The organism is Psychroserpens burtonensis DSM 12212, assembly GCF_000425305.1.
In the GTDB taxonomy this organism is placed as follows: domain Bacteria; phylum Bacteroidota; class Bacteroidia; order Flavobacteriales; family Flavobacteriaceae; genus Psychroserpens; species Psychroserpens burtonensis.
The window spans coordinates 143,808-162,274 of record NZ_AUDE01000011.1; the positions used below are offsets into that span (position 1 = coordinate 143,808).

An 18,467-nucleotide genomic window follows, 5' to 3' on the forward strand; every position below is an offset into this window, starting at 1 on the left:
TTAATTCTTTTTCTGTGATATACTTTGGTCTGTGTCTTCTTCCTTCGCTTTTAACTTTTCTTCAGCTGTTTTTTGTTCTGCTTCTAGTTTGGCTTTCTTTTCGTTTTGTGATTTAAAAATAGCATCCCAAAGTTCGTCAAACTGATTGAATTCTTGTGTGAAAATTAGTGCAATTCCACTCACTATTGTTTGTCCGTCAATCACATTCTCAAACTCACTTTTTCTAAAGCCTTTAAGTCTATATCGACCGTCTTTTGAAACGATATATTCTAAACTCACGTTACCAATAAGAGGTGTAGACTCTCCGTTAGCACTATTGCCTTGGATATCTACTTCGCTGCCAACACGCACAATTAAACGGTCATCAAATAGTTTCTTTTGTGCAGTGACATCTAGTTGTGTTCTCTCTGTGGTGCTTTCACCTTGATAATCTGTGTAGCTATTTAGGCCAAAATCTAGTGCAATTCCGGAAGTACCTAATAATTCATCTGAAAAGGCATTGAGTTGTCCGGAAACTGCATCATTAAGATTGTCTCTCGCCATGGTTGCAAAACCTCCAGAACTTCCATCGCTTCCAGCATCTGGATAAAAACGATTGAGGACTAATAATGAAAACACTTGCCTGTTGAGTTCTCCTTCTTGAGCGTTTACTTGTTGCACACGACCGTAGACTTGTCCGCCAATGGCACCTTGTTCTTCCTCTGGCATATCGAGTTCAAACGATATTTTTGGAGATAACAATTCACCATCTATATTAAGATAAATATTAAATGGTAGTACTTGCTTATATTTATTCTTTACTGAAGGGTCTGCACCAGAAATCTGTGGAGCCATTAACGCAGAAGCAGAAGTTTCTAAATTATAAATGGCCTGAACATCTAGTTTGGCATCAAATGGGTCACCTGACCAAGTAACGCGACTTCCAGGTGCAATCAAGAATTTTCTATTCACTAAATTATAAAGGTTGAGCTCATAATGTCCATCTGAAATCTCGTAAGATCCAGTGAGTGTAATTCTCCCGTTTGGTACCATGGTGAAAATAAGTTCGCCTTCTCCAGATGCTCTAAAATGATCTCCTGTTTGCTCATCAATAACAACGGTTACTGCTGCGTCTTTTCCAATTTTCATGAGTGTTTCAATATCAAAGCCCTTAATGGTTACCGTTTGTTCTTCTGTTTGGGTCAGGATGGCATCAGGATTTTCGCGATTGACAAAGGCGACTACACCGTCACGTTCTTCGATATTGGCATAACTGGATGGCATCACATAAGTGATATCTGTATCTGATCCTAAGGTGAGCTCAGCGCTTAACTTCGGAATTTGTAAATCTCCTGTGAGTTTTGCGTTGGCGTTAAATGTTGCTTTTCCGTAGAAAATGTTATTATCTTCTTTCGTAGCCTTAAGTCCTTGAAAATTTTTAGCTTTTAAATTTATATTGAATGTTGGATTTAGAAAGTTCTTTGTCCCAATTTCTCCAGAAAGGACCAGGGCATTATTCTTTTCATCTAAAATGGTGAAGTCTGTCATTGAGAATCCGTCATTATCCACATTAAGTGTTTCATTCTGCATTGTAAACTTCGTGTTAAGTTTACTCACAATGACGCTGGCATCATTAAAGTTTAGGAATCCCTTGTATAGCGGATTTTTAGTTGTTCCAGTTACTTTAAATTCACCATTAAAACTACCGTTGGCACTCTTTATCTCACCCATAGAAAGCGTGTTGAGTGCTCTCATTTTAAATTCATTGATATCAAAATCAAGATCAATGTTTGCTTTATTATTCTCGACCGTGTAATCACCAACAAGGTCAAAATCTATATCTCCACCTTTTAGAGCTGCGATAAAGGCATAATTAGTAGCACCTAATGAATTACCATTAACACTCAAAGTGCCTAAATCTGTTTTTAAAACATTAAGTTTTTTGATGCTTAAATCGGCTAAAAGACCAGTATTTATAAAAAGGTCTTCCAAAATAAAATTACCATTAAGTTCGCCTGTTACGAGTTTAACTTCAGGGTTTAAATAGCTAAAGAATTCACTAATTTTAAAGTTATTAAAGTCTAGAGCCACATGAGGCTTTGTGATATTAGCTAATTGATTTGTAATCTCAATAGATTGATTGTCTTTAGATATTTTGAAATCATTAAATTCTAAATCCTTATCGACTAATATAATGGCATTTGTAGCAGGAATTGACCAAGTGCTATTATTCAATATCAAGCTATCTGAATTTACAGTAAATTTTAAACGCTCGCGATCACCAGTGATTTTTGTGTTGACATTCATGAGTTTTTCACCTTTGTGATACCCTAAGAAGTTGAGCGATAATTCGTTGTTGGTTTGACTTCCTGTGATGACTGTTTTGGGAATATTTAATGGTCCTGCTGTGATATTTTTAAAACCTAAATTAAAATTAAAATTCTCTTTAGTTGTGTTCATTGAAAACGCTAAACTATCCAATTCATTACCGCTATAATTAATATGAGGAGCAGTGATGTTAGCCTTGAGTTGATGCTCGTTTTCATTAAAATTTATTGCAAAACTAATGGTGTCTAAGTCCTTGACGTTTACTAAAAAGACATCGTTAAGTAAAGGAGATTGTGCTATTTTACCTTCTAGTTTCAAGTTTACAGAAGTGTTACTAGTATCGGGAATGATTTCATCTCTATAAAAATAACTTAGTACATGTTCTTTTAGAGCTTTGCTAAAAGTTTGAGGGTCTGAATTTGATTTTAAGTTGAGATCAATTATTTTATTTTTAATAGAAATTGACGTCGTGTCTTTTTCTACGTGTACTAAAGTATTAAAATCTCCTAGTAAGTAAGCTCTATTGTCGTACACAATAACGCCTTCATCGATAATTGCAGAAATATCATAATTTTTAGAGTTACCTTTAAAGTCTGCAAAGATTTTCATTCCAGTTTTAATATTGCGCTCCATTAAACCAAGTGCTTGCAAATTAGCACCAATTAAATCCAGCTCTACAGTTGCTTCTGGCGCAATAGAATCTAAGACGACAAAAGCATCGAGATTGATATTAAGATTTTCGTCTTTGTATTTTGATAGGACTTTTCCTGTTCCATTCTTTATATTTCCTTTTATTTTAAGGTCTTTTATATGATAATTATTAAGCTTAAATTTGGAAACTGTGGCCTCTAGTGTGGCATCTAATGTGTTAATGGTTTTGCCATTTCCTTTTGATTTTATATTTAAACTTAATACTCCAAACTGAGGGTTGTTAAGTAACTCACTCACTTTGTAATCGTCAATAGTAATTGATGCATCGTACGCGATAGTAATGCTGTTTTTGATACTTCCATCAAATGTTGCGATGCCTTGTGTGGTCGTTAACTTCGCTTTCGCGGAAATATCTTGTGGATTACCACTAAAGCTTCCCGAAAGTTTCACATCATTGGGTAGGTTAATTCCTAAATCTTTTTCATCAATAAATTGTACAATATCTGAACGCTTTGTTTTGACGTAAAACTGCAGGATATCAAACTCCATAATATTAGGGCTAGTTATATTTTGAAGCGTTCCATTTGCTGAAATTTGTGTTTTAGTTCCCCAGTTTATCTGCGTTTCACTAAGGTTTATTAAAGCTAAAGTTCCAGATGCATTAAGATTTCCTGTGAGTTGTTTTTTGCTTAATGTATTGAGGTTTTCATTATTTTTTAATTCTGGTTTAAATTTAAAAAGCTCTGATAACGACAAGCTAAATGCTTGTAAATTCACATCAACTTTAGATATTTCTGGAGTGTTTATTAATTGAGAAAGCGAGTTGTAATCTAAACGAGCAGCACCTGAAAGGGCATTATTATTCAATCTAAATAGGAGGCCGTCTAAACGCATTTCTTGGTCTGTAGCTTTAAAATTGACAACAAGCTGCTTGAGGTCTAGACCAGAGATTTCATTGAATTTCAATTGATCTATTTTCAATCCACTCTGTTCGTCTTTTAAAATTATATGTTGTGCTTTTAGTGTGAGATTTTTAAGAGCAATTGCATTCGGGTTAAGAAACCCCTTTTTTGGTTTCGCTTTGCCAATATGGTAACTAATTTGATTGTTTTCTAAATCAATCTCTGCAATATTGATTTTTAGTTGAGGCCATTCAAAAGTTTGATTGTCTGGATTGGCGATGTCTTTCGTTTGTTCAACTGTCTGGGCAATGCTATTATTTTTAGTTTCGGTTTGAATTAAAACTTTTGAATCTTTTAACCTGATGATATTTATGTTGATGTCCTTATCTGCTAGATTGATTTGTGGAATTTCAGTATAAAATTCTGTGATATTTAAGTCTGCAATAATCTGGTTCGATTGCGATTCATAATTAATATCAACATTTTGGAGTGTAACACTTTCCGAAGAAAATTTAGGTAAAGGAACAGCTGATGCGTCGTTATCACTAGCTATTTGTTTTTGAATAAACTTAATTTTAGAGTCACTAATTTTAATATGAGATGCGCCAAAAATCATGTTTTCAATATCTATAGTTTCCATATTGGCTTCGAGTTTGCCTATTTGAAACCTACTATCAATTCCCGTAACTGCATCATTAAACACAATGTCAATAGCACTAAAATTGAGCTTGCCAATTAATAACGGGAGAGGTGTAGAACTTGTGTCTACAGCAACTGATGTCGTTTTAGCCGGAACAAAAGCATCAATCAGAAATTGGAAATTATATCCAGAAATACTGTCTTTTCTTATGACATTCACGCGCAAACCGTCCCAATCTAAAGCGTCAACACCAACAGCTTCGCCATTGATGATTTTCCATAATGGAATGTTGGCCTCCAGCGATTTTGAATAGACTAATGTATCGCCTTTTTTATCTTCTAGATAGAGATGATCGAGTCGTAAATCGCCATCAAAAGTGATGAATAGTTTGTCTATAGCGACTTTTGTATGGGTTCTGTTGGAGACGTAGTTTACTGCCTCATTAACAATAATATGTTGTCCCCAAGAGCTTCTCACAAATAGAATAATTAAAAACAGAAAAAGTAGAATACCTAAGAGCACGCGCAAGGTTCTGCGTAACCAACGGTACTTTTGTTTTTTTTGAGAGTTGCTCTTTATGTTTTCAAGGTTTTCCAATCATCAAAGATAAAGACGTAAATGTATTATTATTGTCACGAATACGAATAATATTAACGCTGCTAAGACAGAAATTTAACGCAGCTCGATGCTTTTTCAATTTAATAGAGGTTGATTTTTAATGTTTTCGGTTCTTCCAAGTCTGGTGATTAGGTAGGTGAACTGTCAAAATTAAAACTGGTTACTAGTTGAGGTTTTGCTATTAGTGGGTGTTTTTAGAATGATTATGGTTCAACCCAGGAGTAAACTTCTAATAATAATTAATTAAGCGAAGTTATTAAATTGCTTGTAGTAGTCGTTTAGGTCAATTAAGAATATTAATTTTTTGGTCAAATTGACCTTTAAAATATTTGAAAATCGTTAGTTTAGAACTTTAGTTTTTAAAATCTATTTATGCTGTATTATATTATTTTTAGTGCGCTTTTGGTCTTTATTATTTATGTATTTTTTAAAATGTATTCAAAAAAGACCAAACAATTTCCTTCACACTGGCACATTATCCTAGCTAAGGAAGTAGCGTTTTATGAGACTTTAGATTCTAATGAGCAAAAACGTTTTCAAAACAGAATGATGCAGTTTTTAGGTGAAGTTTATATTGATAGTGTTGGTTTTGAAATTGAAGAATTAGATAAAATTTTAATCGCTTCGAGTGCTGTTATACCTGTGTTTGGATTTAAAGATTGGCATTATCCAACGGTCACAGGCATTATCATTTATCCAGATAATTTCAATGAAGATTTTCAGTTTTCAGATAAGGATGGATCAAAACAAATTGCAGGAGTTGTGGGAACAGGTCGCCTAGAGAAAAAAATGATTTTATCTCGAAAGGCTTTGCATCACGGATTCAAGAATTCAAATGATAAGCGCAATACGGCTATTCATGAATTTGTACATCTCATTGATAAAATGGATGATAATGTCGATGGGGTTCCCGAAGTCTTGATGCAAAACACATATGCGATTCCATGGTTGAAACTAGTACATGATGAGATGGAAGCCATCAATAATGATAGATCAGATATTAGAGCTTATGGAGGCACACAACAAGCTGAATTTTTTGCGGTGGCATCAGAGTACTTTTTTGAAAGTCCAAAACTAATGAAACGCAAGCATCCACAATTATATAAGATGATGTCTGATTGTTTTAGGGTTACTTTTTAAATTAGGCATTAGGCACTTCAAATTTTATTTTCTTCAGAAATTTTAAACCTTCAAACCAGTCTTATGTTTAATTAAATATTTCACGAAGGGTTGCTTGGTCATTATTTGTCCAGTTGCTGCTTTTATGGCGTTAGCCAAAGCGCCTCCAGCTGGTGGTAATCCTGGTTCGCCTAATCCTGTTGGTGAGAGATCATTTTCTACAAAGTAGGTGTTCACTACAGGTGTTTCTTTCATCCTAATCAAACGATAAGTATTAAAGTTAACATCTTGAGGTTTGCCGTTTTTAAACGTGAAATCACCATACATCGCATGACCAATGCCGTCAATAACACCACCTTCAATTTGGTTTTTTGCACCAGTTGGGTTGACGACGATTCCGCAATCTACCGCAACAGTTACTTTTTCAACGACTGGTAATCCGTTTTGGAGTGTAATATCAACGACTTCTGCGACATGTGTATTGTGACTATAGTACGCCGAGAATCCTTGATGAATTCCCTCTTTAGTATTTCCCCAATTACTTTTTTCGACAGCTAATTTAATGGCGTCTGTCATTCGCTTCGCAGAATATTGAATATTAGGATCTTCGCCATCTTTGACGTTTTTAAGCAAGTCTAAACGCAGTTGTACTGGATTTGTTTCAAGAAGATCTGCAAGTTCATCAAAAAAACTTTGCTCAGCAAATGCTAGAAAGTTGGTGTAAGGCGCTCGCCAAGCACCTGTTGTAATATTACTTTGGTAATTTCCAGATTCTACTTTATAATTTTTAATGGCTCCAGCAGGAAAGAAATGTGGTATTAGTCCATACATATTGGAGTTAATAGCAGCTTCTTTTAAATGATAACCTGTCACTTTCTTGTCTTTTATTGAAGCAGCAATTCTATAGGAAATAGCAGGTCGATAAACACCTAATGACATGTCGTCTTCTCTGGTGGAAATCAACTTAACAGGTTTTTTGATCTTATTTGAAATTTCTGCTACTTCATAAACAAAATCGCCATAGAGACGCCTTCCAAAACCACCACCCATACGGGTCATATTCACATGAATATCTTCAAGATTGCGATTTAATAATGAAGCCACAACCTTCGCTGCTGCTTCTGGAGTTTGTATAGGTCCAACTAAATGTACTCTTTCATTTGTAACATCAGCGAAAAAATTCATAGGTTCCATGCAGTTGTGAGGAAGGAAAGGTGATTCGTAAGTACGTTCTAAAACTTTGTCAGCTTCAGCAAATGCCTTCTTGATATTACCGTCTTCACGCCTTGTATCTAGATTTTTACCATCTAAAATTTTAACGAGTTCGTCGTTATGCATTTCAGTACTCTCAATTAAAGAATCATCTTTCCATATGGCTTTTAAGGCTTTTTTACCCTTTATAACATCCCAAGTGGTTTTTCCAATTACTACGACTTTATCTGTTTTGCTTAATTGTACACTCCAATGCGCAGATGGATCAAAACTATCTTGATTTAAATAGTTTCTTGCTTGTTCTCCAATAGTAATTACATCGACAACGCCAGGTAAGGCTTTGGCTTCAGAACTATCATATGATTCTAAAATTTGCCCAAAAGCAGGAGGTCGCAGTACAGAAGCATACAGCATTCCATCAACTTTATAATCTAAACCAAATAAGGATTCACCTGTGATTATTTTTTCAACATCTACGTTAAGAGCATCTTTTCCTATGATTTTATAGTCTTTGCTTTCTTTTAAAGTTACATTTTCAGGGACTTCAAGATGAGCAGCTTCATTGACCACATTGCCATAACCAAGTTCGTCACCATTAGCGTTTTTTATAATGCCTTGTGATGCTGAGCACGAAGCTGGTTCAACATTCCATTTTATAGCTGCTGCATTAATGAGCATTTGTTTTGCTGTCGCTCCTGTTTGACGAAGAGCATCCCAGCCAAATCTAATTGACTGACTTCCACCAGCCACTTGTCTTGTGAAGTTATTAGTATCTAAAACACCTTGTTCAACAGAAACATGTTTCCATGGCACGTCAAGCTCTTCAGCAATGATCATTGGCATTGACGTTTTTACACCTTGTCCAATTTCAGGATTAGGAGAGAATATGGTGACGTATCCATTTTCAGCAATTTTTATAAATGCATTAAAATCTTTAAAGTTTAATTTTGAGATGTCCACTGGTGGAGTTGCAGTTTCGGAACAAGATGTCAAAAAATTGAATCCAATTAAAAGTCCGCCAGAGGCTAGGGCAGAAGTGCGAAGAAAATTACGTCTGCTAAAAGTTAATTTGTTTTGATTTCCCATGATTATTTAGCTTAAGACATTTTTTTCGCAGCTAGAGCTACTGCTTTTTCTATTCGGTTATAACTTGCACATCTACATAAATTACCATTCATGGCATTTCTTATCTCTTTGTTATTTGGGTTTGGGTTTTGCTTCAAAAATGATGTAGCTGTCATAATTTGACCAACTTGACAATAACCACATTGCGGCACGTCTAGCTCTTTCCAAGCCTCTTGTACTGGATGTAACTTGTCCTTAGCGAGCCCTTCTATGGTTGTAATATTGGCACCATCCAAACTAGCTATAGGAATGGAGCAGCTTCTTACAGCAGTGTCATCAAGATGCACAGTGCAAGCGCCACATTGAGCTATGCCACATCCAAATTTAGTGCCTACCAAATTAAGTTCATCTCGAAGTACCCAAAGTAAAGGTGTGTCTTCATCAACAGTTACGCTAACTGCTTTTCCGTTTATCTTTAGATTATAACTTGCCATAGCCAAAATATATTTATATAAAGTTAAAGAATATTTGCTTTAAATGAACTGTGAGTTAACTTTTTATAGTGAATTCAGGAAATTTTGATACTCTTCTTGAGTGTCTATATCAATTAATTTTTCACTAGTAATAGAAATGACTTGGGTTTTGTATGCGTTTAGAAAATATTTTGCGCCTTTATCGCCTCTTAATTGCTGAAGTTGTTTAAAAAATAGCTTCGGAAAAATAGCTGGTACACCCGTATTATTTAAATATTTTGATGCAGAAATTTTAGTTGGATTTTTTTCGTAAGAAGTTACTAACATATTGAGATAATTGTAATCTACTTTAGGTTGGTCACCCAGCATAATTAAAACCGCATCAAAATGTTTGTCCTCAATAAAATTGATACCTTCAACAATACTAGAGCTTAACCCTTCTTCATGTTTATCGTTAGGTATTGTTTCAATATCATATTGTGATATGGATTTATAAATTTTTTTAGCATGAGCACCTAGAACACAAAAGACTTTATTTGAATTAGATTGTAGGGCGCTTTCAATGCTTACACCTAAAAGGGTGGTATCGCCAACGGGTAATAGCTGTTTTGCAGTTCCCATTCTAGTTGAGCTTCCTGCACTGAGAATGACTAGGGCTATATTCATTTTTTAAGAGGCGTAGTTCCCTAAGTATTTAGTTTTTATAATTTGATCAACAGGTGTGTTATTTATTTTACTCTCCAACCAAGAAATAACATCCAAATATAAAAAGGCACGTCTTTCAAAAGGATGGTCTTCATACTGTTTGAGAGTTGCATGTAATTCTTTAAAAGCTTTTTTAAGTTCGTGTGGGTAGATATCTTGTAATCCTTTAATGAATTTAATCATCTCTTTTTGAACTTCATGAAGATCATTCATCTTAATCAGAAACTTATAAGTGCTTCTAAGTAAGGTTTCTAAGTGGTAGTCCAGCCCTGCTTCGTAATGCGCTACAAGATTTAAAACTCTTGAGAAACACAATAAATCTTCACGCATTGACAGTGATTTATTTGAAATAATCTTATCTAAGTATTTTATACATTCTTTATTGTTTCCTGCTCCAAAATGGATACTGGCAAATTTGTAGTAAAACACCATTTTATGGTGATCGTCAATTTTATTTTGAAAGCGGATTAAGTCTTTTTCTATCTTCGGAATCAAATCTAAACCATCCTTGAAACTTCCATCGATAAAGTGCTTGTTGATTTCGTGAAAATTTAAATACAAGAAGATTAGTGTTTGTGTATTTTCATCCTTCGGAAAAGATTTGTCTTCAACTTTCAATTTTAGATTTGAAAGAAGCGCTACGAATTTTGGTTTATTTCTAATAAAAAAGATGGCCTCTAATAAATAATTATTCCCTTTCAAGAAAAATACAGGATTTAATTGAATCATATTAGGGTATTCTTCAAATAAATCAACCCATTTGGAAGCATACTTATAGCAATTTTTGAAATCTTGAAGGAGGAAGCTATACCATAAATGCGCATTATACAACCATAGTTTTTCCCTAAAACCTAGATTTTGAATCTTATATTTAGGCAATCTTGCTTTAAAGTAAGCTGTTACCTCTTGGCTCTCTTCTTCGCTTTTTACATATCCTGTTTTTAAAATAATACTGTACAACTGTAGCGATAAGTTAGATAGCTTGCTCGCTGTAACATTAAGACTGCTCAACTCTTTTGCTTGAATCGTTAGTTCATCTGCTCGGGTATTTATGCTTCTTGTGATGTATTGTGCTTCAATTATTTTTTCGAGTTCTACAATTTCAAAAGCAAGATTTTTTTCTTCATTGATAATAGCAACATCTTTAGCTTTATCCAAAATTTTTAAACTCTGCTTATATAAGCCTTTATGATATAAAATTGAAGCAAAGTCGAGTTGTTCTCTTATTTGAGAACGTATGTTTTGATGAGAAGGATTTAGTTTTAAACTAACTAGAATTTGTTTGTATAAGTGTGCCTTTACATTAGCTAACTGCAGCTTTTTTACAATTCCACTTTTTAAAATGATAGTTTCATCATATACTTGGGCCTTATCAAGCAGATTGAAAAGATTTAAGAATTTAGAATCAGAATTTACGTCAAGACGTCCAACATACAACTTAAATTGTCGTTTTTCAGATTTAGTTAAGGATTTAACTAATAGAAATAAATTATCTTTTTGACCCTTCGTCATCAACAAGTTTTTTGTTTAACTATTTGTTTTTCAGTAGTTAAGTGAATGTTTTGTATTTTGAACATCGTAAAATTCATTTAATAGGCTTGTGTAATTACAAGTTGAAAATATACATTCGATAGAGAATACGAAAATATATTTTGATAAATGTCAGATAATAACATAAAAATCTTCGATACAACATTACGCGACGGTGAGCAGGTTCCAGGGTGTAAACTTAATACAGAACAAAAAGTGGTCATTGCAGAGCAACTAGATAAGTTAGGTGTAGATGCGATAGAAGCAGGTTTTCCTGTGTCTAGTCCAGGTGATTTTAAATCGGTTCAGGCTATTTCTAAAATTGTAAAAAATGCAACAGTTTGCGGATTGACAAGAGCCGTAAAAAACGATATAAAGGTCGCTGCGGAAGCCTTGAGATATGCTTCCAAACCAAGAATACATACTGGAATAGGAACGTCAGACTCTCATATTATTCACAAATTTAGAACGAACAGAGTCGATATTATACAGCGCGCTTTTGACGCCGTTAAATATGCGAAATCATTTGTTGAAGATGTAGAGTTTTATGCTGAAGATGCTGGAAGAACAGAAAACGAATATTTAGCAAGAGTTTGTGAAGCAGCAATTAAAGCAGGAGCAACAGTGTTGAACATTCCTGATACGACAGGGTACTGTTTGCCGAGTGAATATGGTGCTAAAATAAAGTACCTAAAAGAACATGTAAAAGGCATTGAGAAAGCCATTTTATCATGTCATTGCCATAATGATTTAGGACTAGCGACAGCAAATTCTATTGAAGGTGTTATCAATGGGGCTAGGCAAATAGAATGTACTATTAATGGAATAGGGGAACGTGCAGGAAATACGGCTTTAGAAGAAGTGGTGATGGTATTAAAACAACATCCATATCTTAATTTAGATACTAATATTAAAACTGAAATGCTCTACGGAATGAGCCAATTAGTATCTGATAGTATGGGGATTTATACGCAGCCAAATAAGGCTATTGTTGGTGCTAATGCATTTGCTCACAGCTCTGGAATTCATCAGGACGGAATGATTAAAAATCGTGGAACTTACGAAATAATTAACCCTAAAGATGTCGGTGTTACAGAGTCTGCAATTGTGTTGACAGCCAGAAGCGGTAGAGCGGCATTGGCTTATAGAGCAAAGAATGTTGGTTATGAATTAACCAAACTTCAATTAGATGATGTGTATGCCAACTTCTTAAGTTTTGCAGATAGGAAAAAAGAAATCAATGATGGAGATATCCATCAAATTATAGAAACTAGTAAGGTGTATAGACAAATTATTTCAGCATAAATGGGGAAAACATTATTTGATAAAGTCTGGGATTCACATGTGGTCAGTACAATACAAGACGGCCCACAGATTCTGTATATAGACACCCATTTAATACATGAGGTCACAAGTCCTCAGGCTTTTAATGAATTAGAAGATCGTGGAATTCCAGTGCTAAGACCAGAGCAAATTGTAGCAACTGCAGATCATAATACACCAACACAAAATCAAGACCAACCTATAACCGATGAATTATCAAGAAAACAGTTGGAGCAACTTTCAGAAAATTGCAAAAAAAATAATATTATACTATACGCCTTAGGCCATAAATACAACGGAATAGTCCATGTAATGGCTCCAGAGTTAGGTGTTACACAGCCAGGTAAAACAATGGTTTGTGGAGATAGTCACACCTCAACACATGGCGCGTTCGGAGCCATTGCATTTGGCATAGGAACAAGTCAAGTAGCACAAGTTTTTGCGAGTCAGTGCTTATTACTTACCAAGCCAAAAAGTTTAAGAGTTACGGTTAATGGCAGCTTAAAGAACAGCGTCTTACCAAAAGATATCATTCTTTACATTATTTCAAAACTCGGTACTAATTCTGGTACAGGTTATTTCTGTGAATATGCAGGTAATGTGTTTGAAGACATGAGTATGGAGGGACGTATGACAGTTTGTAATATGAGTATCGAGATGGGAGCAAGAGGCGGAATGATTGCTCCAGATCAAACCACTTTTGATTATGTAGAAGGACGAGAGTTTGCTCCAAAAGGAGAGGTTTTTGAAAATAAAGTAGCCTATTGGAAAACCTTGCCAACAGACAAAGATGCTCAATTTGATAAAGAATATTATTTTGAAGCTGAAGATATTGAGCCTATGCTTACCTACGGAACGAATCCAGGAATGGGAATTAAAATCTCAGAATTTATTCCAGAAGTTAGTGATGCTTCTTTTGAAAAATCACTGAAGTATATGAACTTCAAAAAAGGAGAATCTCTTATCAATAAACGAATTAATTTTGTGTTTATAGGTAGCTGTACGAATTCTAGAATTGAAGACTTTAGAGTGGCAGCTAATTATATAAAAGGGAAGCAAAAAGCTCATAATGTAACTGCTTGGTTAGTTCCAGGAAGTAAGCGGGTAGAAGCGCAAATTATAGAGGAAGGCTTGAAGTCTATTTTTGAAGACGCTGGTTTTGAATTACGTCAACCTGGTTGTAGCGCATGTTTGGCTATGAATGATGATAAAATTCCGCAGGGTGAGTATTGTGTGTCTACTTCTAATAGGAATTTTGAAGGACGTCAAGGTCAAGGAGCTAGAACTATATTGGCGAGTCCGTTAGTTGCAGCAGTAACAGCTGTTGAAGGAAAAATAATTGACATTACTAAACAATTAAATTAATGGAGAAGTTCATAACATTTCAATCTAGAGCCATTCCATTACAAATTGAGAATGTAGATACAGATCAAATCATACCTGCACGTTTTTTAAAAGCGACAGACCGTAAAGGTTTTGGCGATAATGTGTTTAGAGATTGGAGATATCATAAAGATGGCTCAGCAAATTCAGACTTCGTATTTAACAATTCAAAATATACAGGAAGCATATTAGTTGCTGGTGATAATTTTGGATGTGGATCAAGTAGGGAGCATGCAGCCTGGGCTATTACAGATTTTGGTTTTAAAGTCGTTGTTTCTAGTTTTTTTGCAGATATTTTTAAGGGTAATGCTCTAAATAATGGGTTGTTGCCAGTTCAAGTTTCAGACTCATTTTTGAAAGCGTTATTAACTCAAATTCAGAGTCATCCAGAGACAGTTCTTGAGGTTAATCTTGAGAATCAAACTATTTCGGCGAACGATTTGGGTTTATCGGCACATTTCGATATTGATCCTTATAAGAAATCATGTATGATTAACGGTTATGATGATATTGATTATCTCGTAAATAACATAAAATTAATTGAAGCTTTTGAAGCTCAAAAAATAAACTAATAACTAAAGAGATTTCCGTTTTAACGGAAACGAAAAAACACGATGAAATTACAAATTGCAGTATTACCAGGTGATGGTATTGGTCCAGAGGTGACAGGTCAAGCCATAAAGGTTTTAAAAGCTATAGCTTTAGAATTTAATCATACGTTTAGATTTAAAACAGCAGATGTTGGCGCAATTGCAATAGATAATCATAATAATCCTTTGCCAGATGCTACATTGAAATTATGTAAATCTAGCGATGCTATTTTGTTTGGCGCTATTGGTCATCCAAAATACGACAACGATCCATCGGCTAAGGTGCGTCCAGAACAAGGACTACTAAAATTGCGAAAAGAACTTGGTTTGTTTGCTAATATAAGACCAGTTAAAGCATATGATTCGCTTTTGGATAAGTCACCTTTAAAAAGACATATTATTGAAGGCGTTGATATTCGTATTTATCGTGAATTGACTGGAGGTATTTACTTCGGAAAAAAGGAACTCAGTGAAGATGGTAATGTGGCATCAGATTTATGTGAATATTCACGAGAAGAGATAGAACGCATTGCACACTTGGCCTTTGAAGCGGCTCAAAACAGGCGACATAAAGTAACACTTGTTGATAAAGCCAATGTTTTGGAAACTTCAAGACTATGGCGAAAAGTGGTGACTGAGATTGCGAAGCAATATAGTGATGTAGAAATGGATTTCTTATTTGTTGATAATGCTGCAATGCAAATGATTTTAAATCCGAAACAGTTTGATGTTATTTTAACTGAGAACTTGTTTGGAGATATTATTAGTGACGAAGCTAGTGTTATTGGCGGTTCAATAGGTTTGTTGGCATCAGCTTCTGTAGGTAAAAAATATGCGATGTTTGAGCCTGTCCATGGCTCATTTCCGCAGGCAAAAAATAAGGGTATTGCTAATCCAATTGCTTCTATTTTGTCTGCAGCACTTTTATTGGAGCATTTTGAATTGTTCAATGAAGCACAAATGATAAGAATAGCTGTTGATAAATCTTTAAAACTTCACATTTCAACACCAGATATAAATGCCAATTATGATACTATATCTAAGAGTAAAGTAGGTGATTTTATTGAAGATTTTATTCATAATCCTGGAGACACTAACATGAATTTTAATAATATTCATTTAGGTCAATCCACAATTATTTAAGTTATGATTTATAGAAACTAGTAAATAAAACATATGTTCTAAAGGTTTTATTTATGTATTCTTAAATAAAAAAGGGATTAATTGCTGAATATGTAATTCGCTTTAGGTTATTATTTGTTATACAAAAACTTCATTACTTTTAGTTTAATTTTTTATAGTAAAACTATGCCTACACAACCAAAGCTTACCCGATTTAATCAAAGCGTTTTGTCAAAATACCAGATTTACAATAGTATTTTTATGACATTGCCTTTCGATACGATTACTAAGACTGGGGCACTATTGCCATTATTTCATGAGACTTGCAAGAAAGGTTTTGAAGTAGGAGATAATCCTACGACAATTGTGGAGTCCTTTTTTAAGAAATATCAAGCAAGACGATCAGATAAAAGTCAGATTAATTTATTGTTCCGTTTTATACAATATATAGAGCGGCAAGTGGTCTTATTTGATGCTATTGAGGATGCAGCTTTTCCAATCGTTAATAATATGGATGGGATTGGGACCTTGCGTAGTTTAAAAGAATCTGCTTCTGCCGAAAATAAATTAGAAACACTTCAAAAATACCTTGAGGAATTCAAAGTACGTATTGTACTAACAGCGCACCCAACCCAATTTTATCCAGGATCGGTTTTGGGTATTATTACAGATTTGACAAAAGCAGTTAAAGAAAACGACTTATTGGTCATCAATGATCTACTGGCTCAACTAGGGAAGACACCATTTTTTAAACATACAAAGCCAACGCCTTATGACGAAGCTGTAAGCTTAATTTGGTATTTAGAAAATGTGTTTTATAAATCCTTCGGAACGATTTACGATTACATTCAACAAAATATTTTCGACGGAAAACATATTGATAACGATATCATTAATATCGGTTTTTGGCCAGGAGGTGATAGAGACGGAAACCCATTCGTTACCCCAGAAATAACTCTAAAAGTTGCCGATAGGTTGCACCGAACAGTCATTAAAAACTATCATAGAGATATCAGGATGCTACGACGTAAATTAACCTTTCAAGGTGTAGAAGATAGAATTGTCGCGATTGAGAGAGAGCTTTATAAAATTTTAACAAATAAAAAATCTAAACTCACTATAGATTTCTTCAAGAATGAATTATCCGAAATCAAAGGGTTGATTATTGCTAAGCATCAATCGCTTTATGTTGACGAGGTTAATAGTCTTTTAAATAAAATTCATTTGTTTGGATTCCATTTTGCAAACCTTGATATTCGTCAAGATAGTAGAAAACATGCTCAGTTTTTTAACGATATGGTTAATGTGTTGATTAAAAGTGGAAGTAAGATATTTCCGAAGAATTACCACGAGTTATCCCAAAAAGAACAAATACAAATTTTGTCAAAAGTTGAAGGCTCAGTTGATCTGTCACTAATAAAAGACGAAGAAACGTTAAAAGCTTTACAAACAATGCGAGCTATTAAAACGATTCAAGATAATAATGGTGAGCCAGCTGCAAATCGATATATAATTAGTAATAATCAAACGACATTGCACGTGATGCAGTTATTTGCGATGCTTAAATTAGTAGCATTTCATGACAAATTAACTGTTGATATTGGACCCTTATTTGAAACGATTACAGATTTGGAGAATGCACCAGCAGTTATGGAGCAGTTATATGCCAATCCTGAGTACGCAACGCATTTAAAATCAAGAGGAAATAAGCAAACCATTATGCTTGGATTTAGTGATGGTACCAAGGATGGTGGTTATTTGATGGCTAATTGGGCAATTTATAAAGCCAAAGAAAATTTAACAACGGTTTCTAGACAACATGGAATTACTGTAATTTTCTTTGATGGCAGAGGAGGGCCTCCAGCGCGTGGAGGAGGGAAAACGCATAATTTCTACGCCTCATTAGGGCCTGCGATAGAAGATGATGAAGTTCAATTAACAATCCAAGGTCAAACTATTAGTTCAAATTTTGGAACTTTAGAATCGTCGCAATATAACTTAGAGCAATTAATTAGTTCTGGGGTTTATAATAGTTTAAGCGATAAGGATTTAAGAATGCATCCAGATAATAGATTGGTCATGGATGACTTGTCTAAATTGAGCTATGAAGCTTATAAAAATTTTAAAGCACATCCTAAATTTATTCCTTATTTGGAGCATATGAGCACTTTAAAATACTATGCTAAAACTAATATTGGGAGTCGTCCTTCAAAAAGAGGAAAGGCAGAAGGCTTAGTTTTTGAAGATTTAAGAGCTATCCCATTTGTAGGGTCTTGGAGTCAATTAAAGCAAAATGTTCCGGGATTTTTTGGAGTTGGCACAGCACTTAAGCATTATGAGGATACCAATCAATTTGATAAGGCGCAACTTCTATTTCAAACATCAGATTTTTTTAAAACACTCATTGAAAATAGTATGATGTCCTTGTCTAAGTCATTTTTTGATTTAACGAAGTATATGAGTGAAGATTCTGAGTATGGAGAATTTTGGAATGTCATTTATAATGAATATCAAACCTCAAAACGTTTGCTTTTAAAGCTTACCGATTATAAAGAGCTTATGGAAGAAGAGCCTGCAGGAAAGGCATCTATCGCAGTTAGGGAGTCTATTGTTTTGCCATTGTTGACGATTCAGCAATATGCTTTAAAAAAGATACAGGAGCTGGAGAAAAACGGTATTACTTCTGGTGAAGAAATAGAGATTTATCAAAAAATGGTAACACGTTCTCTCTTCGGAAATATTAATGCTAGTAGAAATTCTGCTTAAAGGTTCTGAATTATATAGAAAGCGCTTGGTGATTTATAAGTGCTAAACGTTTCTTTTATGG

At 34.4% G+C, this 18,467-nt stretch carries 11 protein-coding genes; 6 read left to right on the forward strand and 5 right to left on the reverse strand.

All coding sequences use genetic code 11. From position 1 onward, the window contains the following. Window positions 1-5,097 (reverse strand): translocation/assembly module TamB domain-containing protein, encoded by a 5,097-nt coding sequence (locus H593_RS0105225; RefSeq protein WP_084142271.1) that lies wholly within the window; start codon window positions 5,095-5,097, stop codon window positions 1-3. Window positions 5,098-5,490: 393 nt separating this feature from the next. Here H593_RS0105225 and H593_RS0105230 point away from each other — a divergent pair, with 393 nt between their 5' ends. After that, window positions 5,491-6,258 (forward strand): M90 family metallopeptidase, encoded by a 768-nt coding sequence (locus tag H593_RS0105230; RefSeq protein WP_028871471.1) that lies wholly within the window; start codon window positions 5,491-5,493, stop codon window positions 6,256-6,258. A gap of 42 nt (window positions 6,259-6,300) precedes the next feature. On the opposite strand, the gene H593_RS0105235 is transcribed toward H593_RS0105230, so the two are convergent. The 4 genes from H593_RS0105235 to H593_RS0105250 form a co-directional block, all read right to left on the reverse strand. After that, on the reverse strand, window positions 6,301-8,535 hold the full coding sequence (locus tag H593_RS0105235; RefSeq protein WP_028871472.1) for a xanthine dehydrogenase family protein molybdopterin-binding subunit: 2,235 nt from the start codon (window positions 8,533-8,535) through the stop codon (window positions 6,301-6,303). Window positions 8,536-8,546: 11 nt separating this feature from the next. Next, window positions 8,547-9,008: a (2Fe-2S)-binding protein gene (locus H593_RS0105240; RefSeq protein WP_028871473.1), complete on the reverse strand. Its 462-nt coding sequence runs from the start codon at window positions 9,006-9,008 to the stop codon at window positions 8,547-8,549. A 63-nt stretch (window positions 9,009-9,071) separates the two neighbouring features. Continuing rightward, a complete protein-coding gene (locus H593_RS18540) occupies window positions 9,072-9,653 on the reverse strand; it encodes a nucleotidyltransferase family protein (RefSeq protein ID WP_037051544.1) in 582 nt (193 codons plus the stop codon). A 3-nt stretch (window positions 9,654-9,656) separates the two neighbouring features. Further along, the gene (locus tag H593_RS0105250) at window positions 9,657-11,204 is read right to left on the reverse strand and encodes a hypothetical protein (protein ID WP_028871474.1); all 1,548 of its coding nucleotides are present in this window, start codon (window positions 11,202-11,204) and stop codon (window positions 9,657-9,659) included. A 147-nt stretch (window positions 11,205-11,351) separates the two neighbouring features. Here H593_RS0105250 and H593_RS18545 point away from each other — a divergent pair, with 147 nt between their 5' ends. From H593_RS18545 to H593_RS0105275, 5 genes are all read left to right on the forward strand, one after another. Beyond that, entirely contained in the window at window positions 11,352-12,527 is a 1,176-nt protein-coding gene (locus tag H593_RS18545; RefSeq protein ID WP_051229626.1) for a 2-isopropylmalate synthase, read from the forward strand. Further along, a complete protein-coding gene (leuC, locus tag H593_RS0105260) occupies window positions 12,528-13,910 on the forward strand; it encodes a 3-isopropylmalate dehydratase large subunit (protein ID WP_028871475.1) in 1,383 nt (460 codons plus the stop codon). After that, window positions 13,910-14,500: a 3-isopropylmalate dehydratase small subunit gene (leuD, locus tag H593_RS0105265; protein WP_028871476.1), complete on the forward strand. Its 591-nt coding sequence runs from the start codon at window positions 13,910-13,912 to the stop codon at window positions 14,498-14,500. The genes leuC and leuD overlap by 1 nt, the downstream gene beginning before the upstream one ends. A 42-nt stretch (window positions 14,501-14,542) precedes the next feature. After that, complete coding sequence (gene leuB / locus H593_RS0105270; protein ID WP_028871477.1) at window positions 14,543-15,661, forward strand: 3-isopropylmalate dehydrogenase; 1,119 nt, start codon at window positions 14,543-14,545, stop codon at window positions 15,659-15,661. A gap of 165 nt (window positions 15,662-15,826) precedes the next feature. Continuing rightward, entirely contained in the window at window positions 15,827-18,406 is a 2,580-nt protein-coding gene (locus H593_RS0105275; RefSeq protein WP_028871478.1) for a phosphoenolpyruvate carboxylase, read from the forward strand. The last annotated feature ends 61 nt before the right edge of the window (window positions 18,407-18,467 follow it).

What these genes read in the sequence shown, in the direction of transcription:
- H593_RS0105230 (WP_028871471.1), top strand. Translation starts at nt 5,491, where the DNA reads ATGCTGTATTATATTATTTTTAGTGCGCTTTTGGTCTTTATTATTTAT.
- H593_RS0105235 (WP_028871472.1), bottom strand. Translation starts at nt 8,535, where the DNA reads ATGGGAAATCAAAACAAATTAACTTTTAGCAGACGTAATTTTCTTCGC.
- H593_RS0105240 (WP_028871473.1), bottom strand. Translation starts at nt 9,008, where the DNA reads ATGGCAAGTTATAATCTAAAGATAAACGGAAAAGCAGTTAGCGTAACT.
- H593_RS18540 (WP_037051544.1), bottom strand. Translation starts at nt 9,653, where the DNA reads ATGAATATAGCCCTAGTCATTCTCAGTGCAGGAAGCTCAACTAGAATG.
- H593_RS0105250 (WP_028871474.1), bottom strand. Translation starts at nt 11,204, where the DNA reads ATGACGAAGGGTCAAAAAGATAATTTATTTCTATTAGTTAAATCCTTA.
- H593_RS18545 (WP_051229626.1), top strand. Translation starts at nt 11,352, where the DNA reads ATGTCAGATAATAACATAAAAATCTTCGATACAACATTACGCGACGGT.
- leuC (WP_028871475.1), top strand. Translation starts at nt 12,528, where the DNA reads ATGGGGAAAACATTATTTGATAAAGTCTGGGATTCACATGTGGTCAGT.
- leuD (WP_028871476.1), top strand. Translation starts at nt 13,910, where the DNA reads ATGGAGAAGTTCATAACATTTCAATCTAGAGCCATTCCATTACAAATT.
- leuB (WP_028871477.1), top strand. Translation starts at nt 14,543, where the DNA reads ATGAAATTACAAATTGCAGTATTACCAGGTGATGGTATTGGTCCAGAG.
- H593_RS0105275 (WP_028871478.1), top strand. Translation starts at nt 15,827, where the DNA reads ATGCCTACACAACCAAAGCTTACCCGATTTAATCAAAGCGTTTTGTCA.